The organism is Collinsella sp. TM04-29 (genome assembly GCF_003466565.1).
GTDB lineage: Bacteria > Actinomycetota > Coriobacteriia > Coriobacteriales > Coriobacteriaceae > Collinsella.
Genome location: NZ_QSPW01000001.1, coordinates 53,983 through 74,337, shown reverse-complemented (window position 1 = coordinate 74,337; position 20,355 = coordinate 53,983). Strand labels below are relative to the sequence as shown.

Here is a 20,355-nt window from a genome sequence, read left to right as displayed (position 1 = left end):
CCGCCCCGTTTGGGGCGGCACGTTTTGTTTGGGCTGCACGTTTTTGTTTTGGGAGATCCATTTGAGCCTCATAGTTATGTTCACGTTCGGGAACATAACGCCAGTTGCCTTAGCTAAGTTCACGTTCGGGAACATAGCCGTCCGCAGCGCAAGACGGCCCGGCTACTCAAAGTATTGGAACTTGTTCGTCGAGAAGGCGAACGTTACGACAAAGCCTTCGCCGGAGTCGGATGCCGCCGTGACGTCGATGCCCATCTTGGAGCATAGGCGCGCCACCAGGTAGAGGCCGATGCCCGTTGCGCGCTTGGTGGTGCGGCCGTTGTCGCCGGTAAAGCCCTTCTCGAACACGCGTGGCAGGTCTGCCGCACACACGCCGCAGCCGTTGTCCGCAACGGTGAGCTCGATGCGCTCGCTCGCCAGGCCCTCGTCCAGTAACGCGCCCGAAAACACGATCTTCGCGCCGTCCTCGCGCGCATATTTAATGCTGTTCTGAATGAGCTGGCCCAGGATAAACTCGAGCCATTTTTCGTCGGTAAAGACCTCGAAGTCGAGGTTCTCGCACACCGGAGCCACGTGCGCCGCAATGAGCTCGCGCGCGTTGGCCTTAATCGCACCCGTCACCAAGGTCTTAAGGTCCCAGCGGCGAATCAGGTAGTCGCGCTCCACGACTTCCGAGCGCGCGTAGTACAGCGCCTGGTCGATATAGCGTTCCACGCGAGCCAACTCGCGACCCAGGTCATCGACACGTGTTGGGTCATCTGCGCCGCCGTCGAGGTTTTCCAGAATCAGGTGAGCCGCCGCCAGGGGCAGCTTGGCCTCGTGGACCCAGCTCTCGATATAGTCGCGATAGTCTTCGGTCTGACGCCGGCCCTCGGCAACCTCGTCGCAGGCGGCTTTGCCCACCCGGCACAGGACCTCGTACTCGAGCTCGCCCTCGGCATAGGTTGGGCATTGCACCATCTCCTGCACCCATGCGGGACTCTCGAGCTCCTCTGCCGCGCGCTCCAACTGACGCAGAAAACGGCGACGGCGAGCGTACTCGATCACGATGCCGAGCATACCGAAGATAAAGGACACGCCAACCGCCACGACCACGATAGAAACGGGTGCGCCGGCGACCGTCAGCACAAAGCAGCTCAGCAGCACGCCGCACGTCCACACGGCGACGGGAAGCAGTGCATCTTTAAAGAACTTGCCAAACGACATAGCCGGCCCCTAGACCGAATAGCCTTGGCCGCGATGCGTCGTCAAATACCCCTTGATGCCGATTTTTTCGAGCGTGGTGCGCAGGCGGTTGATGTTGACGGTGAGCGTATTGTCGTCCACGAAGGCGTCGGAGTCCCACAGGTCCTGCATGATGGCCGAGCGCGAGACGATCTTGCCCGCGCGGCTCAGGAGCAGCGAGAGAATGCGCAGCTCATTTTTGGTGAGCTCGGTGCTGTCGCCGGTCGCCGTGTTGGTGACCATAGAGCGGGCGAGGTCGAGCTCCAGCCCCTTGTGGACGAGCGTGCTGCGCTCGCCTGACGCCGCGGTGCGACGCAGCAGTGCGTTGATGCGCGCCACGAGCACGCGCGCGCTATAGGGCTTGGGAACAAAGTCGTCCGCGCCGAGCGTCATGGCCATGACCTCGTCGATCTCGGTCGTGCGCGAGGTGAGGACGATGATGGGGACCTCGGATTCGCGGCGAACCTCGTGGCAGATATGCTGGCCGTCCTTGACGGGAAGCGTGAGGTCGAGCAGCACCAGGTCGGGCGCGGCGGCGAGAATATCGCGCGAGACATGCTCGAACGATTCGCAGGCCTCGATTTCAAACCCGGCGCGGGCAAGGATGTCGACAAGCTCACGACGAATGGGCTCGTCGTCCTCAACGATATAGATTAGCGCCATGGATTCCGCTCCCCTCTTGATTGTCTTGCCACCATTATGGCTGCGAAACTGCAGGTGCGCGCCACGCACGTCGCCAAGGTGACAGAATTGTTCGCGAGCGGGGGCGTTTTGTCCGCCTCGCACTCGCAGCGGTGGCGGGAACCAAAATGATTCTTTAATCCCCGTCCCAGAATAATCATTTAGCGGCGGGCGCGAAGCTTTTCGTAGCCGTCGACAAAGAAGGCGACCGTGGCGGCGTCGGCCTCGGCGGCGTCCGTCTCGGTTGCGGGGACCACGCCGTGCTCGTCGCTCACCAGGAACAGCGCGCCCTTAAGCTGCGCGGGAATATCTACGCGCGTGACCGGGATGCCCTTGGTCTGGGCCAGCTGCTCGATGAGCGTCGCCGTGCCGCACAGGCACTCGTCCGCCGGCGCCACAAAGGCGAGTTCGCCGTTGTTGACGGCGGCGAGCAGCTCGGGCGCCACGCCGGTCTCGTCGGCTTCGGAGCGGGCCTCGGCGGAGCGGGCACGCAGCGCCTTGGCCGACGTATCGGCGAGCGGCTCGTACTCCCCCACTGTCATGGCGGCGTTGCCGTTGATGTCGATCACCAGCATGAGCACACCGTCGTGTGCGGTGTAATCGCCCTCGGCTAGCGACCACTCAACGTGCTGCTTGGCCCAGCTGAGCATGTTATGGGTAAGTAGCTCGCCCTGCACCAGGCGCTCGGACAGCGCGCGGATGTGGCGGTTGAGCATGGGCACCTTTTTATTGGACATGCGCCAACGGCAGACAAGCGCGGGCTTGTCGAGCGTGAACTTCTCGACCGCCTCCTGATTGGCGCAAAAGTCCTCGTACGCACGCTGATCCTCGGCATTGCCAAACAGCTCGGCATCATCAATCTGGGGCATGGTTGTACCTTTCGTGTTAGTCATTCCGTCCTCTTATACCAAAAAGACGGCCCTCCAAACGGAGCAGCCGTCTTTTGCAGAGATTATTTTGACGATATGGTCAGGCGACCGAACAGTTTAATGGGATAGAGAAACATCCCATTAAGGGTTTTCCAAGTGCCCGAGATTGCCCCGAAAGAGGAGCGCCGCGTACTAAATGTACGCAAGCGACGGTTTGAGGGGCAAGGTCGGGTGCTTGGGAAAGCCTCTAGTGCCTAAAATGCCTGGCTCCGGTGAAGACCATCGCAATACCATGCTCGTTGCAGGCCTGGATGCTCTCGTCGTCACGCTTGGAGCCGCCGGGCTGGATGATGCAGGTCACGCCGTGCGCGGCAAGCACGTCGACGTTGTCGCGGAACGGGAAGAACGCGTCGCTTGCGCAAGCAAAGCCGCCCTTCTCCACGCCCTCGCGCTCGCAGAAGTCCTCGGCACGCTCGCAGGCAAGCAGTGCAGAGTCAACGCGGTTAGGCTGACCCGGGCCCATGCCAATGCCGGCCTTGCCCTTGGAGACCAGGATAGCATTGGACTTGACGCCCTTGCAGACCTTCCAGGCAAACTCGAGCTCGGCCATTTCGGCATCGGTGGGCTTGCGGTCGGTGGGGAACGTAAAGGTCGCGGGATCCTCGGTCACGTGGTCGACTTCCTGCACCAGCATGCCGCCGTCGATGGAGCGCAGCTCCACTTGGGCACCGTGGTCCACGCCGCCGGTAGCCAGCACGCGCAGGTTGGGGCGCTTGGCCATGCGCTCGAGCGCCTCGGCGGTATAGCTCGGGGCGATGATGACCTCGACGAACTGCTTGTTCTGATCGGCAAAGTGCTCAACCAGCTCAAAGGGAACCTCGCGGTTGCAGGCGATGATGCCGCCGAAGGCGCTCTTGGGATCGCAGGCGAAAGCGCGGTCGTAGGCGGCCGTGATGTCCTCGGCAACGGCGGAACCGCAGGGGTTCTGATGCTTGAGGATCACGCAGGCCGGCTCGTCGAACTCGCGGACCAGGTTCCAGGCGGCATCGGCGTCCAGATAGTTGTTGTAGCTGAGCGGCTTGCCCTGGATCTGCTCGGAGCCCACAAGCGGGAACTGAGAGCTCGCGGTGTTCTCGCAGCCCTCGGCAAAGCGGTAGACCGTAGCCTTTTGCTGAGGATTCTCACCATAGCGCAGGTCGTCGACCTTCTCCAGCGAAATCTCGAGCTTGGCAGAGGTGTCCGCCACGTCGCTTGCCTGGGCGGCAAGCCAACGGGAGATAGCCGTGTCGTAGGCGGCGGTGGTCTGGTAGACCTTCACCTGCAGGCGACGACGGGTGGCAAGCGTGGTGCAGCCACCGGTCTCGCGCATCTCGGCCAGGACGGCATCATAGTCGGCCGGGTCGGAGATGACGGTAACGCTCGCGGCGTTCTTGGCGGCAGAGCGCAACATGGAGGGGCCACCGATGTCGATGTGCTCGATGGCATCCGCAAAGGTGACCTCGGGGTTGGCGACGGTCTTCTCGAACTCGTACAGGTTGACGACGACCAGGTCGATCAGCTTAATGCCGTGCTGGGCGGCCTCCTGCATGTGCTGCTCGGAATCGCGGCGGGCCAGCAGCGCGCCGTGAACCTTGGGGTGCAGGGTCTTAACGCGGCCGTCCATCATCTCGGGATAGCCCGTGAACTCCTCGATGGGGGTTACGGGAACGCCCGCGTCCTCGATGGCACGAGCCGTGCCGCCCGTAGAGATGATCTCGACGCCAAAGTCATCGACCAGCGTCCGTGCGAAATCGACGACGCCCGTCTTATCGGTAACCGAGATCAACGCGCGCGCGATCTTCACATCAGATCCCATGCAGTCCTCCTGTCTGGTACGCCGCCGTGCTCTGTGAGTCGGTGATACGTCGATCTGCAGCGCTCGCGCAGCGGCATTGAAAATACTGATTCAATGTAGCGCATCGAGCGCATCGATGCACCCCGCAACGGGCGCATGTGCAGAAAAAGTTTGCGAGCAGAGGGGATGGGCACGGCACCGGGCACGGTGAGTTCATGGAACACAGGGGCACCATAATTAGATGCCAATAGCGTGGTAGAACTGTGCTCGATATGCATCCGCAAAAGAAAGAGGCACCATGGTCTCGCGGGTTCTCTACCGACCGTTTGATACCGAAGACTTCGACGCCATCGCGCTGATTCTGCAGCAGCTTTGGCATAACAATTCGGATAACGATGAGTACAACCGCCTCGAGGCCGCGTGCGACCTCGCCCATTGCCTTTCGTCATCGACGTTTTCGCAGGTTGCCGTAATCGACGGTCAGGCGCGTGGCATTGCGCTCGCGCGCGCGGGACAGAGTTCCGGCGCCACCGTTAAGGAACACTGGATGGATACCGAACGCGCGCTGCTTTCGCAGATGCGCGAGCTGGAGCCCGATGTCTGCGCCGAGTATCTCTCGTTTGTGCGCGCAACCATCCGAACCAACAACCGCCTGCTCGAGAGCAGCCCGTTGCCGCACGACAACGAAGTCACGCTGCTCGCCGTCGATCCCGATGTCCACGGCCTGGGTGTAGGCTCAGTGTTGCTCGATGCCGCGGTCTCGTATCTGTCCTCGCGCGGGGCGACAAGGGCGCACCTGTACACCGACTCCAACTGCTCGTGGAAGTTCTACGAGTTGCACGGCTTTAAGCGCACGGCCACGCACCGCGCCAACCGCGAAGAGCGTCGTCACGACATGCCGCGCGAAAGCTTTCTCTACGAACTCGACCTAACAGCCTAGCCCAAGCAGCCACACCTAGTCATTTAAGAACGTCCCCAATGACTGATCCCCAACAACTAGTCATTTAAGTCTGTCCCCAATGAGTGGCCTAGGGGGTTTGTAGATAGCCGTGGTCAAAATACATCAAATATGAGTACTGTTACCTTTTTAGTAGCAGCGATTCGGGGCATTTTTGATGCTTATAGGCATGACGACCAGCTGCACGAGCTGACGTAACTCCCCAAATGTTCAATAAAATGGGCTCCTAACGAGGAGTACTCTCATTAGGAGCCCATTATTATGTGCAAACATATGTGACCAACGCAGCAACAGTACTCATATTTGGTATTTTTTGTCCACTGCCCCTTGTGCGAAGGTCCTCAGCGGAAAGTTTGACCCGTTTCGATGCACAAAAATGGGATGAATCTTCCCTGGCAACCGCCCAGAAAGATCCACCCCAAAGCAAGCGCTCGCTAGAACGTTCCGCCGCCGCCTCCGCCGACGCCGCCACCGCCGCCACCGGAAAAGCCGCCGCCGCTGCCGCCGCTCGAACTATCGGAACTCGAAGCCAGCTCGTGGATGGTCTCGTGGTACACATCGTTGAACGAATCGAGCGGGGACTCGTTGCCGTAGTGATGGTAATACCACCAGTAGCAGGGGTAGTTGTCGTAGAAATCGTCGCTGTTGCGCAGGTCCGCAGGCACGGCCTCGGCCAGCTGTCGCAGCACTTCTTTCGAAACGCCCAGGGCAACGCCCATCACCAGCAGTTTGTTCCACAAGATCAGGTCGCTGGGGACGGCCTCCTTCAGACGCGTAAAGTCCTCGAGCCAATGCTTGAGCGCCTTGCAGCGAGCCGCCACCTCGGCGCCCTCCGGCGTGTAGCGGCGGAAGGTGCAGCTCAGGACAAAGCCCACGATCGTGACGGGGATCGAGATCATAGCGGCACCGACGTTGGCGTCCGCAAAGTCGGTATAGATCAGAGAGCCCAGAATGCCAAAGACAATGATGATGCCGAGAACCAAGCCGGCAACCAGGGCGATGGTGCCGTCCGAGGCGATAAACTCGCGCGCCTCCAGCTTGCCCTTAACCGTGCTCTGATAGTCCTCGAGCTTGTCGCCAACAGATGTGGTGCGCTCGCTAGCGTACTCCTCCAGCTCGCTAAACGTGCGCGAACGGACTCCGTCCTTATCGGGCTTAACGCCGGCGAAGAAGACCTTGAGCACATCGCGATCGATGCCGTCCTTCTTGGCAGCCTTCCAGGCCTCGTCGGTCACTGTGATGCGATACGTCTGCTCCTCTTTTTCGCGACGGAGCAGACCCTTCTTCTTGGTCTCGGTCGCTTCTTCCAGCTTGATCACGCGGTCGTCGGTGAGCTTCATAAGCGTGGCGATATATGCCTGATCGGGCACGTCGTTCCAGCTCATGAGAGCTGCAAGCACAGCGGGATGGTCGGCCGAGGGCACATCGCGGAAGTACTCGTCCTGGAAGAGCGGCTTGGGCTTGGGCCTGCGCAGCTTAAGCATCACGATCACACCGGTATAGGCAACCGCCACGACAACACACACCACGGCAATCGCGCCGGCAACCGCACGCGCGTGCTCACGGCGAGCGTTGGCCTCGTCGGCCCATTCCTTCTCTTCGCTCAGGATCGTCGACATGCGCTTTTCGCCCGAGACGGCAAGCTGCGGCACCCAGTCGCTGGGGAAGGCGATGCGTGCCTCGGCGAATTCGCCCTCATGCACGCAGGGAATGGTATAGGTGACCATGGGCTCGTCCGCATCGAGCGACACGTCGCCCGTCAGTGGGCCGTGGCCCCATGCGCGGAAGTTATCGCCCTTGACGGCAGCCGTCCCGGCAGCGGCATTTGCAAAGTAGACTTCCATCTCGACGTCATCGGAGTCCGCAGACCAGCCGTCACCCACAAATTTCCAGTAGAGCTCGGCGGTATCGGCCCAGTTCATAACCGCACCGGTCATGGAATAACTCACGTAGTAGATTGCGCTGTCGCCGCTCTCGTGAGGGCTGAACACCTTAATCTTTACGCCGTCGTCGGACTGCTCCACCGTGTAAACGCCGTCGTCGCCTTTATTTGCGCTGTCGACCTTGTTAAACGCAGTGTCGTCTTCCTCGACGCTCAGCACATTGACGACCACCGAGCCGCCTTGCTGGTTAGAGCCTGTATTGATATCCCAATACACGCCGTTAATGTCATCGTCGAAATCGAACTGGCGTCCCTCGACAACGGTCAGCGAGCCATCGGCCTCAACCGTGGCACCGATATAGGTTTGGCTCATGGAGTAGCCGTCGGCGTGCGCGACGGCAGGCAGCAGCAACAACGCAAGCGCGACGAGTGCGCAGACGGAAGCGAACCGCGCAAACAGGCGGCGCTGCCGACAGGGCTGGGCAACGGGGGCGTTCATAGGCACATCCTTTGTCTGTGGTACCAGTAGCGTCATTGTCCCACGTTTGCGAGTTCATGTGACGAACATCTAGGTCAGCGGAGCGTCAAAACGGGACAAAAGTCACGCCCGCCGCCGGCACCTGGGGACGTTCCTTATCTGCCGGCAATCTGGGACACTCCTTGGCATAGCCCGCTCCGGCAATAGATACCACTTCATAGCTCCATCACAGGTGTAGCGGCTTTGTGTGGGCGCGGCATGCGCTGATTGAGCCGCCAGTTGAGGGGCATAAAGCAGTTGAGCGAAAACGGTTTGCCCCTTTGCCGTCCGCTTGAGGATCATGTCCCCCTTTTCCGCGGAAACCCCGGCAGTTGCGAAGAGCTGCCGGGGTTTCTGTCGTTTGAGGGCTAGATTGATTGACGACGATTAAGGCGCCGAGCCGGTGGTCCGGCACGCGCAACGTGTGGCCTCAGCAACTTGCAGGCCACGGCAGCGTCTCCCCCACCGCGCCCCGCGCTATACTCGTCCGCATGGACATCAACGCACGCAACATAGCAACAACCGCCGCCGACGCGCCAACGACGCCGGCCGCTCCCGCGCCCGTCGTGGGGCGCTTCGCCCCGTCGCCCTCGGGCCGTATGCACCTGGGCAACGTGTTCAGCTGCCTGTGCGCATGGCTTTCGGCCCGCAGCCAGGGCGGCAGCATCGTGTTACGCATTGAGGACCTGGACGATCGCTGCAAGCGCCCGGAACTTGCCGCCCAATTGATTGACGACCTGGCCTGGCTGGGGCTGGAGTGGGACGAAGGCCCCTACTACCAGCACGACCGCCTAGACCTGTACGAGAGCGCCTTGCGCCGGCTGAAAGACGCCGGCCTCACCTATCCCTGCTTTTGCACACGCGCCGAGCTCCACGCCGCGAGTGCACCGCACGCGAGCGACGGCACGCCCATCTACCGTGGCGCCTGCCGAAGTCTTTCGGCCGAGGAGGTGGCCCGCCGCAGCGCCCTGCGCGCCCCGGCCACACGTCTGCGCGTGCCCACCGTCGACGACCTCGCAGACGACGTGATCGAATTTGTGGATCGCACGTACGGCGCCCAATGCGAAGCACTCGCCACCGAGTGCGGCGACTTTTTGGTGCGCCGCAGCGACGGCGTGTTTGCCTATCAGCTAGCCGTGGTGGTCGACGACGCTGCCATGGGCGTCACCGAGGTCGTGCGCGGATGCGACCTGCTGGGGTCCACGCCGCGCCAGATCTATCTGCAGCACCTGTTGGGGCTGCCCACGCCGCACTACGCACATATTCCGCTGCTCATGGCACCGGACGGCCGCCGCCTTTCCAAACGAGACCGCGATCTGGACCTGGGCGAACTCCGCGCCCGCTTTGGCACGCCCGAAGCGCTGCTGGGCTGGCTCGCCGGGCAAACGGGCATCGCGCCGGACACCACGCCGCGCTCTGCCGAGCGGCTGGTCGAGCACTTTAGCTGGGATGTTATCCGCAAGCACAGGGAGAACATCACCGTAACGGCCGAGTAGTCAAACGCCTTGCCGCTACGCAACATCCCAGGGCTGGAGTTCGTCGCCCAGGCGAACGATGCAGTCGTAGAGCACGGTGTGACGCTCGGCCGGGTTGGCGTCGCGATGAAAATGCCCGTAGTACCAGCGCTTGTAGTCCAAGCGATCTTCCAGCTCATCGAAAAATGCCGTAAGCCGATCGACATCGGGGTAATTCCAGCAGGGCGCCGGATAGAGCGTGGGCGAGAGCATGCGCGTGGAGCAGGTGTGGGTGATTACGTAGTCGACCTTCCAGCCTACACTATCGAGCCTTGCCCGCGCTTCCTCAAAGTTGCGCTCACCCGGCAGCTCCTGCGGCCACCAGCTGGAATACGGGATGCGGTATTCCTTGTCCACACTCGTGGCGCCGCCCATGGTAAAAATCGTTGAGCCGTCGAGCTCAAAAACCTCGCCGCGCGTCAGGCGCCGTATAGGCGAGGTGTCCGACAAGCGCTGTGTCAGTCCACCGTGCCACAACTCCATGGGGCGCTCCGCCCAATGATCGTAGCGTTCGTGGTTGCCGTCGACGAACAGCACGGTATAGGGGCGCGACTCCAGCCAAGCGATGTCGGCGCACTCCTCGGCGGAGAAATCCCACGGAAAGCCAAAGTCGCCCGCGATGATGAGATAGTCGTCGCTCGCCAGGCTATCCCCAAGCTCCCAGTCGCGCAGCTTTTGCATATCGAGGCCGCCGTGAATATCGCCCGTCACATAGACCGTCATCGGATTACCACTTCCCTGTAAGTCGCTAGCCCACATTCTGCACGATCACCAAGCCAACCGTTCCAGCCCTTCCATCCCTTAGGGCTTACCCCTCGTTCTTCCATCCAAACGGGTCGAGCACCCAAAAAACCAGATCGAGCACGCCGCCGGTCATCATGGCGCCGGCAAGGGCCATGCAAACGTGCAGAGAGACGGCACTTCGGAGCACGTCGAACGGCCCCAGAACAGCCAGCAGCGCGACCGCTGCGCCGGCAAGGCACAACGCGAGGCACGGCCCCGCGTCCTTGACGCACTTCTTTGCGAGATGCTTTGCGTTGTCACTCATCAATATCGAACTCCTTAGAGGGTCGTTGTTCAGATGCACGCCGCGGCGGCAGAGCAGGGCGACAAGAAAAGTGTCACATGTCGTGCGGACATCAATGGAGAAACCACCTGCTCGACCAACCCTTGACGCCGTTTTGCACCGGCATCCCATCCCCCTCCCCGCTATCGAGGTCTAATACTTTTCCCGAGAAGTGAACGGCTGTTTTTGGACCCCTGAAGCATCCACATTTTTCGACGGCAAAATCGCAGGATTTCAGTACCGAAACCGCAGGAAACGGCACTCTCAAAGCGTCGATGCTTCGGGGGTCCGTTTTAGCTCGTTCACTTCTCGGGAAAAGTATTAGACCTTGATTCTTTACTGCCCCGAGGGTGCGCCGCTTCCTTCTCTGGAACCCTCACTAGCACTGGCGCCCCTAGCCGCTACGACCGCAGGCATGCCTATAATGAGACATGTTTCCTGATGAGAAAGGAATCCAGATATGGACGAAGTCAACCACGCCGTTTTGGACAATCTTCGGGAGTTTTTCAGCCGTGTCGACAGCGCGCGCAACAGTGTATCCCCAATTGAAGAGCCACATAGCGACCCAATAGACGTCAAGGACTTTATCGCTCTGTGCAATCTTTGCGAGGCACAATCCAAATACAGCAGTGGAGACAGCGCCGCCAAAGCGCTGGGTAACGCAGTAGTCTCCCTGAATCAACTTGACAACAGTGAGCTCGCTACGATGGAAGCCGCTCTCAGGGGAGGTGTATGGGGCGATTGGTGTGAAACCGAATGGAGGCAAGCGAAGCAGGCAAAAAGACTCAAACCGACAATTAATGTAATGAAACAATACCCGGAAAACGCGGTCTTCTATCTTGCGCTCAGACACCGCACCGATAAGCAAAAACATTACTGCTTTTATTTTGACAAAGATGCAGTTGCAGAAGTCGATGCCTTTGAGCCCTTTACTGACGGTACACACGATAATTTAAACCAGCAATGGCATGTGCTCATCTCCGTGCTTGCGTTCTATGATATCGCCCACGCCTTAAGTAACGACCAGCACGAATATCGTTGTCTGTATCACTATATTAAAAAATGGGACAAAGGATCTTTAAGTGCGCTGAATTTAAAACTCTTTTGTCCCCCTAACCAGCTCGAAAACAAGCGCATCAAGCTTCAAATTGTTATACCGGAGACAACCACTACAAACGCGGAAACAAAAACACCTCCCTCTGAGAAAATGAACGAATGGCTTGAAGAAGCACTGCGTAAATTAGCCGGCAAATAATCGCCCGCCAACCTACTCCAGCCCTTGCCCGCTGTACTTCCCTGTCTCTGAGTCGTAGTTCAGCACGACGATCTCGCCGTGCTGAACTACGTTCCCGTCGATGTAGAAATGGCTGGCCCCGTCGGTCCAGATACCGCGGTAGCCCGCAATGCCCGAGACCGCCTCGGTGTTGATGTGCCCGGCGATAACATCTAGGTAGAACTTACGCCCCACGTAATCGGGCGGCATCATGGTAAACGACTCGTCAGCCGTGCCAAGCTTCCAGTACTCCCCGCCCCCCTCGTCAATGCCGGCGTGCACAAAGACCTGGCCGAAGGGACTCTCGTAAAAGTAAGGGAGCTTGCGGACCCACGCGATAATGTCCGCGTGCTCGGCCTTTATGCGCTCAACCGTAAAGGCGTAGGCCTCCTCGAACTTCCTGAGCCTCAAAAGGTGCTTAACGTGCTTGAATGCCTCGGCATCCAGGAAGCTCTTGGCCGTTGCCAGATTGTTGTCGGCAAGTATCCATGCCTGCGTAAAATTAAGGTCGTTTACCTCGTCAATGTACTCGAGGAACATCTCCTCGTGGTTGCCGCGCAGCGCCACGACGCGATCGCCGTACCGCTTTTGCAGGCCCATGATGAGCTCGAAGACCCCGAGCGAATCGGGACCTCGGTCGCAGTAGTCGCCAAGCAAAACCAGCTTGGAATCCTCGGCATCGAGGTCGACGGTGGAAAGCGATGCCTTAAAGGCGTCCAAGCACCCGTGAATGTCACTCATGGCGTAGATATGCACGCATGACCTCCTGTTTGCGTCAGGGTCCCGCTCGTTTGAGCCATGCGGCGCGGCAGCCCCTCTGATTTCGCAGGCGCCGGGCAACCTTGTCCTGTCACGCCCCTCAACATTGTTAAAAGTGTATCTCGCCGTGCGGACACAAATTTACGCCTGAGCTCCGGGCGCCCCGCGCGCTTGGCCTCGGCCCCACCCAAAAACTCATCCAACATTAATCTTGGCTCAAGAATCGCTTAATCTATAACCCGCACTATAGAGTTCGACCAAGGGCGGGGCGGCACCGCGCAACGCAGGCCGCCGAACGCAACGCTCGCGCCCGGGCAGATCGCCCGGCGTCGCGCCCATCGAACGAAAGGACAGGTCATGGACGACCTCGAAAAAGTTGAAACCATCCGCACCAAGTGCAACGTGAGCTACACCGATGCCAAGGCCGCACTCGACGCTGCCGACGGCAACGTGCTGGATGCCATCATTTGGCTCGAGTCGCAGGGCAAGACCCAGACCACGTCGGCACACGCCGCCACCGAGTCCGAGCCAGTCGATGAACCCTCGGCCGAGATGGTCGCCGCGCAGGCCGCCTACGAAAAGTCGAGCGAAAAGACCGACTTCTCTAAGAAAATGGACAGCGTGTGGGAGTACCTCAAAAAGCTCTTCCGCCTGAGCCTGGACACCAAGTTTATCGCCACGCGCCGCGATGCGATCATCCTCAACATCCCCATCCTGATCCCTATCGTCGCCCTGTTTGCCTGGGGCGCTACGATATGGCTGATGCTGCTTGGCCTGTTCTTTGGCATGCGCTACCGCATCGATAGCGACGGCGACGTGCCCGGCAGTATCAACAACCTGATGGATCACGCCGCCGACGCCGCGGACGGCATCAAGAAAAATCTGAACGACGACAAGTAATCGCAGACGGGGGCACGCATGGCACGGATTCTGATCGTAGAGGACGAGGAGAAAATCGCCCGCTTTGTGACGCTCGAGCTGGAGCACGAGGGCTACCAGGTGGAGCACGCCGCCGACGGTCGTACCGCCGTGGACCTGGCGCTGGAGCGCGACTACGATCTGATTCTGCTCGATGTACTGTTGCCGCAGCTCAACGGCATGGAGGTGCTGCGGCGCGTACGCAAGCACAAGGATGTGCCGGTGATCATGGTCACCGCGCGCGATGCCGTGATGGACAAGGTGGCAGGGCTTGACGCCGGTGCTGACGATTACCTGACCAAGCCTTTTGCGATCGAGGAGCTGTTCGCACGGATCCGCGTGGCGTTGAAGCGCGCTGAGGCCGCGCGGGCGGCTTCGGGCGTTGGCGGCGTTGGGGCCGGGGAGGGCGCTACGGGTGCCGGTACCGCCGCGACGTCCCCGGCTGGCGACTCGGCCAAGACCTCTGCCTCGCCCTCCCCCGCCACGCTCGCCGTGGGCTCGGTTGCGCTCGACCCCGACCGCCGCGAAGTTACGGTCGGTGGCTCGCCCATCGCGCTCACGGCTCGCGAGTTCGATGTCCTCGCCCTGCTTATGGCACATGCCGGCACCGTGCTCACGCGCGAGCGCATTGCGCACGAGGCGCTGGGCTACGAATACGTGGGCGACACCAACAACGTCGACGTGCACATCGCGCACCTGCGTGCCAAGATCGAAGACGCCGGCGGTGCCCGTATCATCCAGACCGTGCGCGGGGTGGGCTATGTCTGCCGCGCGTAACGCCGAGGCCAAGCGCGTCACCTCCATCGCCCGCGCCATCAACTGGAGCTATATGTGGCGCCGCTTGGTGAGCTACGTCTGGCTGGATCTGTTGCTGCTGCTTGTTGCGGCGGCGATCCTCGTCTATGGCTACAACCAGACGCTGCCCGATGGCGCGTTTACCGCGGGATGGATCCCCGGCGCCGCCGTTCGCAGCATGTCGCTGACCCCCGCGCGCGGCTGGGACCTGACAACGCTCACCTATACCGTCGAGCTTGCGCGTAGCACCAAGACCTTCTCCCTCGCGCAGGACCTCGTCGCGCTATGGCCTCTCTACCTTGTCGTTATGGGTTGGCAGGTCATCAGCGTGCTCAACATGCTCGGCGGCGCCCGCCGCGTGCGCCGCACCATGGCGCCGCTCAACGACCTTGCCTTGCGCGTGGACGAGCTCGGCCGTATGCAGCTCTCCGGCGGCAAGATGGAAACGCTGGAGCAGGCCATCGAGCGCGCAAGCGTCGACTCGCCGAGCGTCACCACCGGCGACGCCGACCTGGCAAGCATCGAGGTCGCACTCAACCGCCTGCTGCGCCAGATGCAAGAGGCCAAGCTGCAGCAGATGCGCTTTGTCAACGATGCGAGCCACGAGCTGCGCACGCCCATCGCGGTGATTCAGGGCTACGTGAACATGCTCGACCGCTGGGGTAAAAACGACCCGGACGTACTGGCAGAGTCCATCGCCTCGCTCAAGGCCGAAAGCGAGCACATGCAGGAGCTCGTGGAGCAGCTGCTGTTTTTGGCGCGCGGCGATGCCGGACGCACGGCCCTGCGGCATGCGAATACCAACCTGGCCGCACTGGTCGGCGAGGTATGCGAGGAGTCGCAGATGATCGATGCCGAGCACACGTATCGGCTGGCTTTTGACGCCTTGCTTGCCAGCGACCCGCGCTGCGACGCGCCCGTCGACGTGGCGCTCGTGAAGCAGGCTCTGCGCGTGATCGTGCAAAACGCCGCCAAGTACTCGGATGCGGGAACGACCGTCACATTTGGCATAACGCCCAATGCGGGCTTGGGCACGATCGACATAAGTGTTGAGGACGAGGGCATCGGCATGAACCAGGAATCCGCAGCTCACGCGTTTGAACGGTTCTACCGCGCCGACAATGCACGCGATGCCGGCGCACAGGGCTCGGGTCTGGGGCTTGCCATTGCCAAGTGGATCGTCGACAGCCATGGCGGTGTCATTGGCGTGACCTCAGTCGAGGGCGTCGGCAGCCGCTTTACGATTCGGCTGCCACGGTAGGGGCGTCTCTCACGAATCGAAGGTGAATGCTTTTCCGCGAAGTGAGCGACCTATTTTGGACCCCCGAAGCATCCGCACTTTTTGGCGCCAAAACCGCAGGAAATACCTGACAAAACCGCAGGAAAGAGCGACGTAAAAGTGTCGATGCTTCAGGGGCTCGATTTCACTCGTTCACTTCGCGGAAAAGCATTCACCTTCGATTTACGGCAGCCCGTCAGTCACCCTCTCGGCATTAAAAATGGGGCAAAGCCACGCGCCTTACCCCATTTTTCGTTAGCCATAGCAGCTCGTGCGCTACTCGCGGCACAGGTGCACGGCGAAGCCGGCGAACTCGCGCTTAAAGTACACGAGCTTGGTGCTACCGTCGGGCAGCAGCGCGCGCGACTCCTCGTTGACCTCGAGCCCGCGCTCGGCAAACCACTTCTCGGCCGCATCGATGTCGTTGACGGCAAAGCCAATGTGGCCCTTGGTGCCACGACCGTTCTGCTTCATAACCTCGACCAGCGAATCGTTAAAGTACGAAACCGGGGTCTCGATAACGGGCAGGCCCATCATCGTCGAGAACAGCTCCGCGATCTCCAAGGCGTCTGCCGGGTCGGTGGCGTTGATGCCCACATGGGCAACGCGCATGCCAAAAAGCTCGACCGGGTTGGCGTTCTGCTCACTCATACAGTCAGCGCCTACTGAGCCATGACGTCGAGGACGGCCTTCTCGGCAGCGACGCGGTTCATGCCGGTCATGAAGGGCACGCCGCTCACGTACGGGCAGGTGAGTCCCTCGGGGGCAACGGTGGTGGCGATCAGCAGGTCAGCGCCCTCGTCGCAGTAATCCTTGGCCTCGGAGATAGCGCACTGCACGATCTCGTACTTGCCGGCATAACCGTTGGCATCGAGCATGGTGGCGACCTTCTGGGCAACGAGCGTGGAAGTAGCAGCGCCAGCACCGCAAGCCAAAACGATCTTCTTCATAGGTAATGTCTCCCTTCATGGTTTACTTTAGGTAAGTGTACCGCAGCGAGCGATGGCACTTAGCCTCGATGAGCTTTTATGCCAGTTTGCTTGCGCGCTGCGTATAATACATCTAGTACGTGTTGTCATACCGCTCGCTTTATGAGCGACTAAGGATCCTAATATGCCCGATTCCCGCACACTCTGGACCGCCGTCGTTATCATCTGTATCGCCGTGTCGGTGTTCTTTAGCGTCAAAAAACGCACCACGTTTAAACGCCTGCAGCAGCTTATGGCCGCTAAGCAGTGGGACGAGTTCGATCGCTTGCTCGACGGCAAACTCACCAGCATGCTGTACCCGCGCTACAACCGCGACTACCTGCGCCTGAACTCCTATCTGCTGCGCGAGGACCACAAGCGCGCCAGCGAGATGTTCGACCTGCTGCTGGGACTCAACCTGCCCAAGATGCAGCGCGTCGACCTGGTCATTAAGGCCTTTAACTACTACGTTGGCCAGGAGGACCGCAAAAAGTCCAAGGAGTTGCTGCACGAGATCAAGGGCTTTGAGGGCGGTCAGGCCGAGGCAGTCGCACACGAATGCCAGCTGATGTACGACACGATGATCCTCAAGCGCCACAACGACATTCCCGAGCTGGAGCGCATGCTCGAAGAGGCCGGTGACGACAAGGTCAAGAGCTGCCGCCTGGAATACCTGCTGGCCCTGCAGTACAAGAACAAGGGCGACGAGGCCAAGTTTGCCGAGTACTTGGAAAAGTCGGGGCAGCACTCGATGGCTGTCAACGCGTAACGGGCGGCTTGTGCTAGACTTCTAGTCTCACGGGGGCGTGGCGGAATTGGCATACGCAGGAGACTTAAAATCTCTCGCCGCAAGGATTGTGGGTTCGAGTCCCACCGCCCCTACCATATGGAGCTTCCGAGCCCGTGTCCCCCAGGGATGCGGGCCCGTTTCTTTTGCACGCCGGTGGGGCTCGAACCCGCGAGGGGGCGAGCGTTAAGCAAACGCGGAGCGTTTGTAGCGAGCCGGCGAGGGCGCCGGCAGGCGACCGAGGCCGGTGCGTATTTGCTGCGCAAATTCGCAGACGTCCCACCGCCCCTACCACGCATTGTTTACAAGCCCGTGTCCCCCGGAGACGCGGGCTCGTTTCTTGTGGATACCGACACGGATGATAAGTTGCGGTGGAATAGTTCCTGTTTTGACTGGTTACCAGCTCATTTAAGAACTTTTTCACCGCAACTTAGATTGGCATTCCCACATTTTTCGATGGAAAAACGTGGTTGTCTCGCACATTTTCCGATGGAAAAACGTGGTTGTCTCGCACATTTTCCGATGGAAACGCCCAAATGGTCTTATACTAGCCGAGAGGGTTGGGAGGCAATATGCAACGACAGCTTATGAGTGAACTTATCGCTTGGAAATCAAGGGCGAATCGCAAACCTCTCTTGCTTAAGGGAGCCCGCCAGACAGGAAAGACTTGGCTTCTTAACGAATTCGCAAGCCAGCAGTATCGAAACGTCATTCGTTTTGACTTTATGCTCGGGCCGAGCACACGCTCGCTGTTCGATGGGGACCTCGACCCCAAGCGCATCATCTCCCAGATAGAGCTCCTACGTGGCCAAACCGTAACGCCGACAGACACGCTCATCATCTTCGACGAGATCCAAGAGGCGCCACGCGGGATCACCTCGCTCAAGTACTTCAACGAGCTTGCACCCGAATACCACATCGTAGCAGCCGGTTCCTATATGGGCCTCGCGCTCCGACGCGAAAACGAGTCATTTCCCGTCGGCAAAATCGACCAGCTCACCATGCGTCCCATGGGGTTTGCCGAGTTCGTTCGCGCCGTCGACGGCAACCCGCTCGCCGACGCCATCCTTGCCGCAGACATGAACCTTCTAGCAAACGTCACCGAAAAGCTCGTGCACTTGCTCAAGGAATACCTTGTTGTCGGTGGTATGCCCGAAGTTGTCTCCGCTTTCGCCGAGACACGCGACTTCATTGAAGCCCGAAGGCTTCAGCAGCAAATCATCGAGGCTTACGAATCCGATTTTGGCAAACATGCACCCGCCCGCATCGTCGAGCGCATGAGGTTGGTTTGGAAATCCCTTCCCGGCCAGCTTGCCAAGGAGAACAAGAAGTTTGTCTATGGCGCCCTTCGCCCTGGAGCGCGCGCACGCGATTTTGAGGAAAGCCTCCAGTGGCTCACGGACTACGGAATCGTTCATAAGGTGCCACGTGTTTCCGCTCTAAAGGCACCGCTCTCGAGCTACGAAGACCTCTCGGGCTTCAAACTGTTCTGCATCGACACCGGCATCCTCGGAGCGCTCTCCGGTCTCTCTCCGGCCATCGTTCTTAACGGATCCGCTGTTTTTACCGAGTTCAAAGGTTCGCTGACCGAACAATACGTCGCGCAGGAGCTTTTGCTCCAGGACAAAACTCCCGTGTATTGGTCCTCTACCTCTGGCAATGCCGAAACCGACTTTGCCATCGACCATGCGGGAACCGTGCTTCCGCTTGAGGTCAAGGCGGCAGAGAACCTTAAAGCGAAGAGTCTGAAAATAGCCTGCGAAAAATTCAAACTCGAGCGTTGCGTGAGGAGCTCTCTGGCGGCATATAGAGACGAGGACACGCTCGTCAATATTCCGCTTTGGGAAATTGGGCAAATCGACAAACTGGCATAAAGGCTACGGAGGCGCTCAGCAAGGACTGTCCCCAGGTGCCGGCAGAAAAAACGTCCCTAGGTGCCGGCTGTTGAGTTGCGGTGGAATAGGGACTGGTTGGGGCCCGAAAGGGCGATTTTAGTCCGCATTTCACCGCAACTTATGAGGGGATGGTTAAAGGGCGCTCAGGCTCGGGGTCCAGGCGATGGTGGGAGTCGCGCCGTCGAGAACCTCGTTGATGGTGGCGGCCATGCCGGCGAGGAGGCTGTTCTCGCTTACGGTGAGCGCATCGTAGCCACCGGCGCGCATGAGTTCGCGAATCACCACGGCGCCGGCCAGAATCACGCCCGCGCGCTTGGGCTGCACGCCTGGCAACGCGGCAATGCTCTCCACGTCCAGCGTGGACATGCGCTCGATAGCGGCAGAAATCTGCTCCATCGAAAGCTCGCGCAGGTGCACAAAGCTCGAGTCGTACGGCTCCAGTTCGTGGACCAGCGCCACGAGCGTAGTGACGGTACCGCCCACCGCGACCAGGCGCTCTGCACGCTCATAATTGCTCGGCAGGCCCTCAAAATAGGCGGAGAACTGCTCGCCCGCCCACGCGGCGGCAACCGCGAGCTCGCCGTCCGCGGGCGGCAGCGCCGAGAAAAACCGCTCCGTCACGCGACGGCAACCGATGTCCAGTGAGCGCGTTCCCTCCAGCGCAAAGACCCCGCGCTCCGGAGCGTATACGCCCGTCGCGAGCTCCGTGGAGCCACCGCCCGAATCGGCGACGATAATGCGTTCACCGGCAAAGTCGTGCGCCACGCCAAAAAATGTCAGGCGTGCCTCGACCTCGCCCGGAATCACCTGCGGTTCAAGCCCCAGCTCGCGCAGGCCGTCCAGCAGCAGTGCGGCGTTGGACGCATCGCGCGCGGCACTCGTGCAGGTGGTGCAGACGCACGCGGCCCCAAAGGTGCGCGCCTCGTCCACAAACATGCGGCATGCGGCGAGCACGCGCTCGACCGCCGCCTCGCAAAAGCGGCCCGTCGCGTCCACGCCCTCGCCCAAGTCGGTGATCTCGGTATGCTTGAACGATTCCACGATCGCCCCGGCCTCGACCTGCGCCAGCACCAGTCGCGACGACACCGTTCCCAGGTCGATCGCGGCCACCTTATATCGTTTGCAATCTGCCATTG

The 20,355-nt window shown here is 60.3% G+C and carries 19 protein-coding genes and 1 tRNA gene; 9 read left to right on the top strand and 11 right to left on the bottom strand.

The features are described from left to right. Positions 1–162: 162 nt before the first annotated feature. The 4 genes from DXD39_RS00310 to purH form a co-directional block, all read right to left on the bottom strand. Complete coding sequence (locus DXD39_RS00310) at positions 163–1,206, bottom strand: sensor histidine kinase (RefSeq protein WP_117564916.1); 1,044 nt, start codon at positions 1,204–1,206, stop codon at positions 163–165. A 9-nt stretch (positions 1,207–1,215) separates the two neighbouring features. After that, complete coding sequence (locus tag DXD39_RS00305) at positions 1,216–1,887, bottom strand: response regulator transcription factor (protein WP_117564915.1); 672 nt, start codon at positions 1,885–1,887, stop codon at positions 1,216–1,218. 179 nt (positions 1,888–2,066) lie between these two features. Continuing rightward, positions 2,067–2,774 (bottom strand): hypothetical protein, encoded by a 708-nt coding sequence (locus DXD39_RS00300; RefSeq protein ID WP_233539219.1) that lies wholly within the window; start codon positions 2,772–2,774, stop codon positions 2,067–2,069. Between the two features lie 247 nt (positions 2,775–3,021). After that, complete coding sequence (purH, locus tag DXD39_RS00295; protein ID WP_117802793.1) at positions 3,022–4,629, bottom strand: bifunctional phosphoribosylaminoimidazolecarboxamide formyltransferase/IMP cyclohydrolase; 1,608 nt, start codon at positions 4,627–4,629, stop codon at positions 3,022–3,024. A 277-nt stretch (positions 4,630–4,906) separates the two neighbouring features. Here purH and DXD39_RS00290 point away from each other — a divergent pair, with 277 nt between their 5' ends. Continuing rightward, complete coding sequence (locus tag DXD39_RS00290) at positions 4,907–5,548, top strand: GNAT family N-acetyltransferase (RefSeq protein WP_117769936.1); 642 nt, start codon at positions 4,907–4,909, stop codon at positions 5,546–5,548. A gap of 452 nt (positions 5,549–6,000) precedes the next feature. Here DXD39_RS00290 and DXD39_RS10110 read toward each other — a convergent pair whose 3' ends face one another. Next, a complete protein-coding gene (locus tag DXD39_RS10110) occupies positions 6,001–7,947 on the bottom strand; it encodes a DUF2207 domain-containing protein (protein WP_158565365.1) in 1,947 nt (648 codons plus the stop codon). Positions 7,948–8,456: 509 nt separating this feature from the next. Between DXD39_RS10110 and gluQRS the strand changes: the two genes are divergently transcribed. Further along, positions 8,457–9,461 (top strand): tRNA glutamyl-Q(34) synthetase GluQRS, encoded by a 1,005-nt coding sequence (gluQRS, locus tag DXD39_RS00280; protein ID WP_255415031.1) that lies wholly within the window; start codon positions 8,457–8,459, stop codon positions 9,459–9,461. 15 nt (positions 9,462–9,476) lie between these two features. On the opposite strand, the gene DXD39_RS00275 is transcribed toward gluQRS, so the two are convergent. Continuing rightward, positions 9,477–10,202 (bottom strand): metallophosphoesterase, encoded by a 726-nt coding sequence (locus tag DXD39_RS00275; protein WP_117802792.1) that lies wholly within the window; start codon positions 10,200–10,202, stop codon positions 9,477–9,479. Positions 10,203–10,287: 85 nt separating this feature from the next. After that, entirely contained in the window at positions 10,288–10,527 is a 240-nt protein-coding gene (locus DXD39_RS00270; RefSeq protein ID WP_117802791.1) for a hypothetical protein, read from the bottom strand. 478 nt (positions 10,528–11,005) lie between these two features. Between DXD39_RS00270 and DXD39_RS00265 the strand changes: the two genes are divergently transcribed. Then, positions 11,006–11,800 carry a hypothetical protein gene (locus DXD39_RS00265; RefSeq protein WP_117802790.1) on the top strand — a complete coding sequence of 265 codons (795 nt, stop codon included), beginning with the start codon at positions 11,006–11,008 and terminating at the stop codon, positions 11,798–11,800. A gap of 12 nt (positions 11,801–11,812) precedes the next feature. Here DXD39_RS00265 and DXD39_RS00260 read toward each other — a convergent pair whose 3' ends face one another. Beyond that, positions 11,813–12,559 carry a metallophosphoesterase gene (locus DXD39_RS00260; protein ID WP_147348099.1) on the bottom strand — a complete coding sequence of 249 codons (747 nt, stop codon included), beginning with the start codon at positions 12,557–12,559 and terminating at the stop codon, positions 11,813–11,815. 375 nt (positions 12,560–12,934) lie between these two features. Between DXD39_RS00260 and DXD39_RS00255 the strand changes: the two genes are divergently transcribed. Genes DXD39_RS00255 through DXD39_RS00245 form a run of 3 tightly spaced genes read left to right on the top strand, consistent with a single transcriptional unit; the run spans position 12,935 to position 15,551 of the window. After that, positions 12,935–13,477 (top strand): DUF4342 domain-containing protein, encoded by a 543-nt coding sequence (locus tag DXD39_RS00255; protein WP_117802788.1) that lies wholly within the window; start codon positions 12,935–12,937, stop codon positions 13,475–13,477. Between the two features lie 18 nt (positions 13,478–13,495). Next, complete coding sequence (locus DXD39_RS00250) at positions 13,496–14,272, top strand: response regulator transcription factor (RefSeq protein ID WP_117802787.1); 777 nt, start codon at positions 13,496–13,498, stop codon at positions 14,270–14,272. Further along, positions 14,256–15,551, top strand: coding sequence for a cell wall metabolism sensor histidine kinase WalK (locus DXD39_RS00245; RefSeq protein WP_117802786.1), 1,296 nt, complete (start codon positions 14,256–14,258; stop codon positions 15,549–15,551). The genes DXD39_RS00250 and DXD39_RS00245 overlap by 17 nt, the downstream gene beginning before the upstream one ends. A gap of 294 nt (positions 15,552–15,845) precedes the next feature. Here the strand turns inward: DXD39_RS00245 and DXD39_RS00240 are convergent, their stop codons facing one another. Together DXD39_RS00240 and DXD39_RS00235 are read right to left on the bottom strand one after the other, a co-directional pair. Beyond that, a complete protein-coding gene (locus DXD39_RS00240) occupies positions 15,846–16,220 on the bottom strand; it encodes a VOC family protein (RefSeq protein ID WP_117802785.1) in 375 nt (124 codons plus the stop codon). An 11-nt stretch (positions 16,221–16,231) separates the two neighbouring features. Then, a complete protein-coding gene (locus DXD39_RS00235; RefSeq protein WP_117654890.1) occupies positions 16,232–16,519 on the bottom strand; it encodes a PTS sugar transporter subunit IIB in 288 nt (95 codons plus the stop codon). A 163-nt stretch (positions 16,520–16,682) separates the two neighbouring features. Between DXD39_RS00235 and DXD39_RS00230 the strand changes: the two genes are divergently transcribed. The 3 genes from DXD39_RS00230 (at position 16,683) to DXD39_RS00220 (ending at position 19,198) form a co-directional block, all read left to right on the top strand. After that, positions 16,683–17,306: a hypothetical protein gene (locus tag DXD39_RS00230; protein ID WP_117583606.1), complete on the top strand. Its 624-nt coding sequence runs from the start codon at positions 16,683–16,685 to the stop codon at positions 17,304–17,306. A gap of 31 nt (positions 17,307–17,337) precedes the next feature. Further along, a tRNA-Leu gene (locus tag DXD39_RS00225) sits at positions 17,338–17,422 on the top strand. A 489-nt stretch (positions 17,423–17,911) separates the two neighbouring features. Further along, complete coding sequence (locus DXD39_RS00220; RefSeq protein ID WP_233541062.1) at positions 17,912–19,198, top strand: ATP-binding protein; 1,287 nt, start codon at positions 17,912–17,914, stop codon at positions 19,196–19,198. Between the two features lie 153 nt (positions 19,199–19,351). On the opposite strand, the gene DXD39_RS00215 is transcribed toward DXD39_RS00220, so the two are convergent. Then, positions 19,352–20,353, bottom strand: coding sequence for a hypothetical protein (locus DXD39_RS00215; RefSeq protein WP_117802783.1), 1,002 nt, complete (start codon positions 20,351–20,353; stop codon positions 19,352–19,354). Positions 20,354–20,355 lie beyond the last annotated feature (2 nt).

What these genes read in the sequence shown, in the direction of transcription:
- DXD39_RS00310 (WP_117564916.1), bottom strand. Translation starts at nt 1,206, where the DNA reads ATGTCGTTTGGCAAGTTCTTTAAAGATGCACTGCTTCCCGTCGCCGTG.
- DXD39_RS00305 (WP_117564915.1), bottom strand. Translation starts at nt 1,887, where the DNA reads ATGGCGCTAATCTATATCGTTGAGGACGACGAGCCCATTCGTCGTGAG.
- DXD39_RS00300 (WP_233539219.1), bottom strand. Translation starts at nt 2,774, where the DNA reads ATGCCCCAGATTGATGATGCCGAGCTGTTTGGCAATGCCGAGGATCAG.
- purH (WP_117802793.1), bottom strand. Translation starts at nt 4,629, where the DNA reads ATGGGATCTGATGTGAAGATCGCGCGCGCGTTGATCTCGGTTACCGAT.
- DXD39_RS00290 (WP_117769936.1), top strand. Translation starts at nt 4,907, where the DNA reads ATGGTCTCGCGGGTTCTCTACCGACCGTTTGATACCGAAGACTTCGAC.
- DXD39_RS10110 (WP_158565365.1), bottom strand. Translation starts at nt 7,947, where the DNA reads ATGAACGCCCCCGTTGCCCAGCCCTGTCGGCAGCGCCGCCTGTTTGCG.
- gluQRS (WP_255415031.1), top strand. Translation starts at nt 8,457, where the DNA reads ATGGACATCAACGCACGCAACATAGCAACAACCGCCGCCGACGCGCCA.
- DXD39_RS00275 (WP_117802792.1), bottom strand. Translation starts at nt 10,202, where the DNA reads ATGACGGTCTATGTGACGGGCGATATTCACGGCGGCCTCGATATGCAA.
- DXD39_RS00270 (WP_117802791.1), bottom strand. Translation starts at nt 10,527, where the DNA reads ATGAGTGACAACGCAAAGCATCTCGCAAAGAAGTGCGTCAAGGACGCG.
- DXD39_RS00265 (WP_117802790.1), top strand. Translation starts at nt 11,006, where the DNA reads ATGGACGAAGTCAACCACGCCGTTTTGGACAATCTTCGGGAGTTTTTC.
- DXD39_RS00260 (WP_147348099.1), bottom strand. Translation starts at nt 12,559, where the DNA reads ATGAGTGACATTCACGGGTGCTTGGACGCCTTTAAGGCATCGCTTTCC.
- DXD39_RS00255 (WP_117802788.1), top strand. Translation starts at nt 12,935, where the DNA reads ATGGACGACCTCGAAAAAGTTGAAACCATCCGCACCAAGTGCAACGTG.
- DXD39_RS00250 (WP_117802787.1), top strand. Translation starts at nt 13,496, where the DNA reads ATGGCACGGATTCTGATCGTAGAGGACGAGGAGAAAATCGCCCGCTTT.
- DXD39_RS00245 (WP_117802786.1), top strand. Translation starts at nt 14,256, where the DNA reads ATGTCTGCCGCGCGTAACGCCGAGGCCAAGCGCGTCACCTCCATCGCC.
- DXD39_RS00240 (WP_117802785.1), bottom strand. Translation starts at nt 16,220, where the DNA reads ATGAGTGAGCAGAACGCCAACCCGGTCGAGCTTTTTGGCATGCGCGTT.
- DXD39_RS00235 (WP_117654890.1), bottom strand. Translation starts at nt 16,519, where the DNA reads ATGAAGAAGATCGTTTTGGCTTGCGGTGCTGGCGCTGCTACTTCCACG.
- DXD39_RS00230 (WP_117583606.1), top strand. Translation starts at nt 16,683, where the DNA reads ATGCCCGATTCCCGCACACTCTGGACCGCCGTCGTTATCATCTGTATC.
- DXD39_RS00220 (WP_233541062.1), top strand. Translation starts at nt 17,912, where the DNA reads ATGAGTGAACTTATCGCTTGGAAATCAAGGGCGAATCGCAAACCTCTC.
- DXD39_RS00215 (WP_117802783.1), bottom strand. Translation starts at nt 20,353, where the DNA reads ATGGCAGATTGCAAACGATATAAGGTGGCCGCGATCGACCTGGGAACG.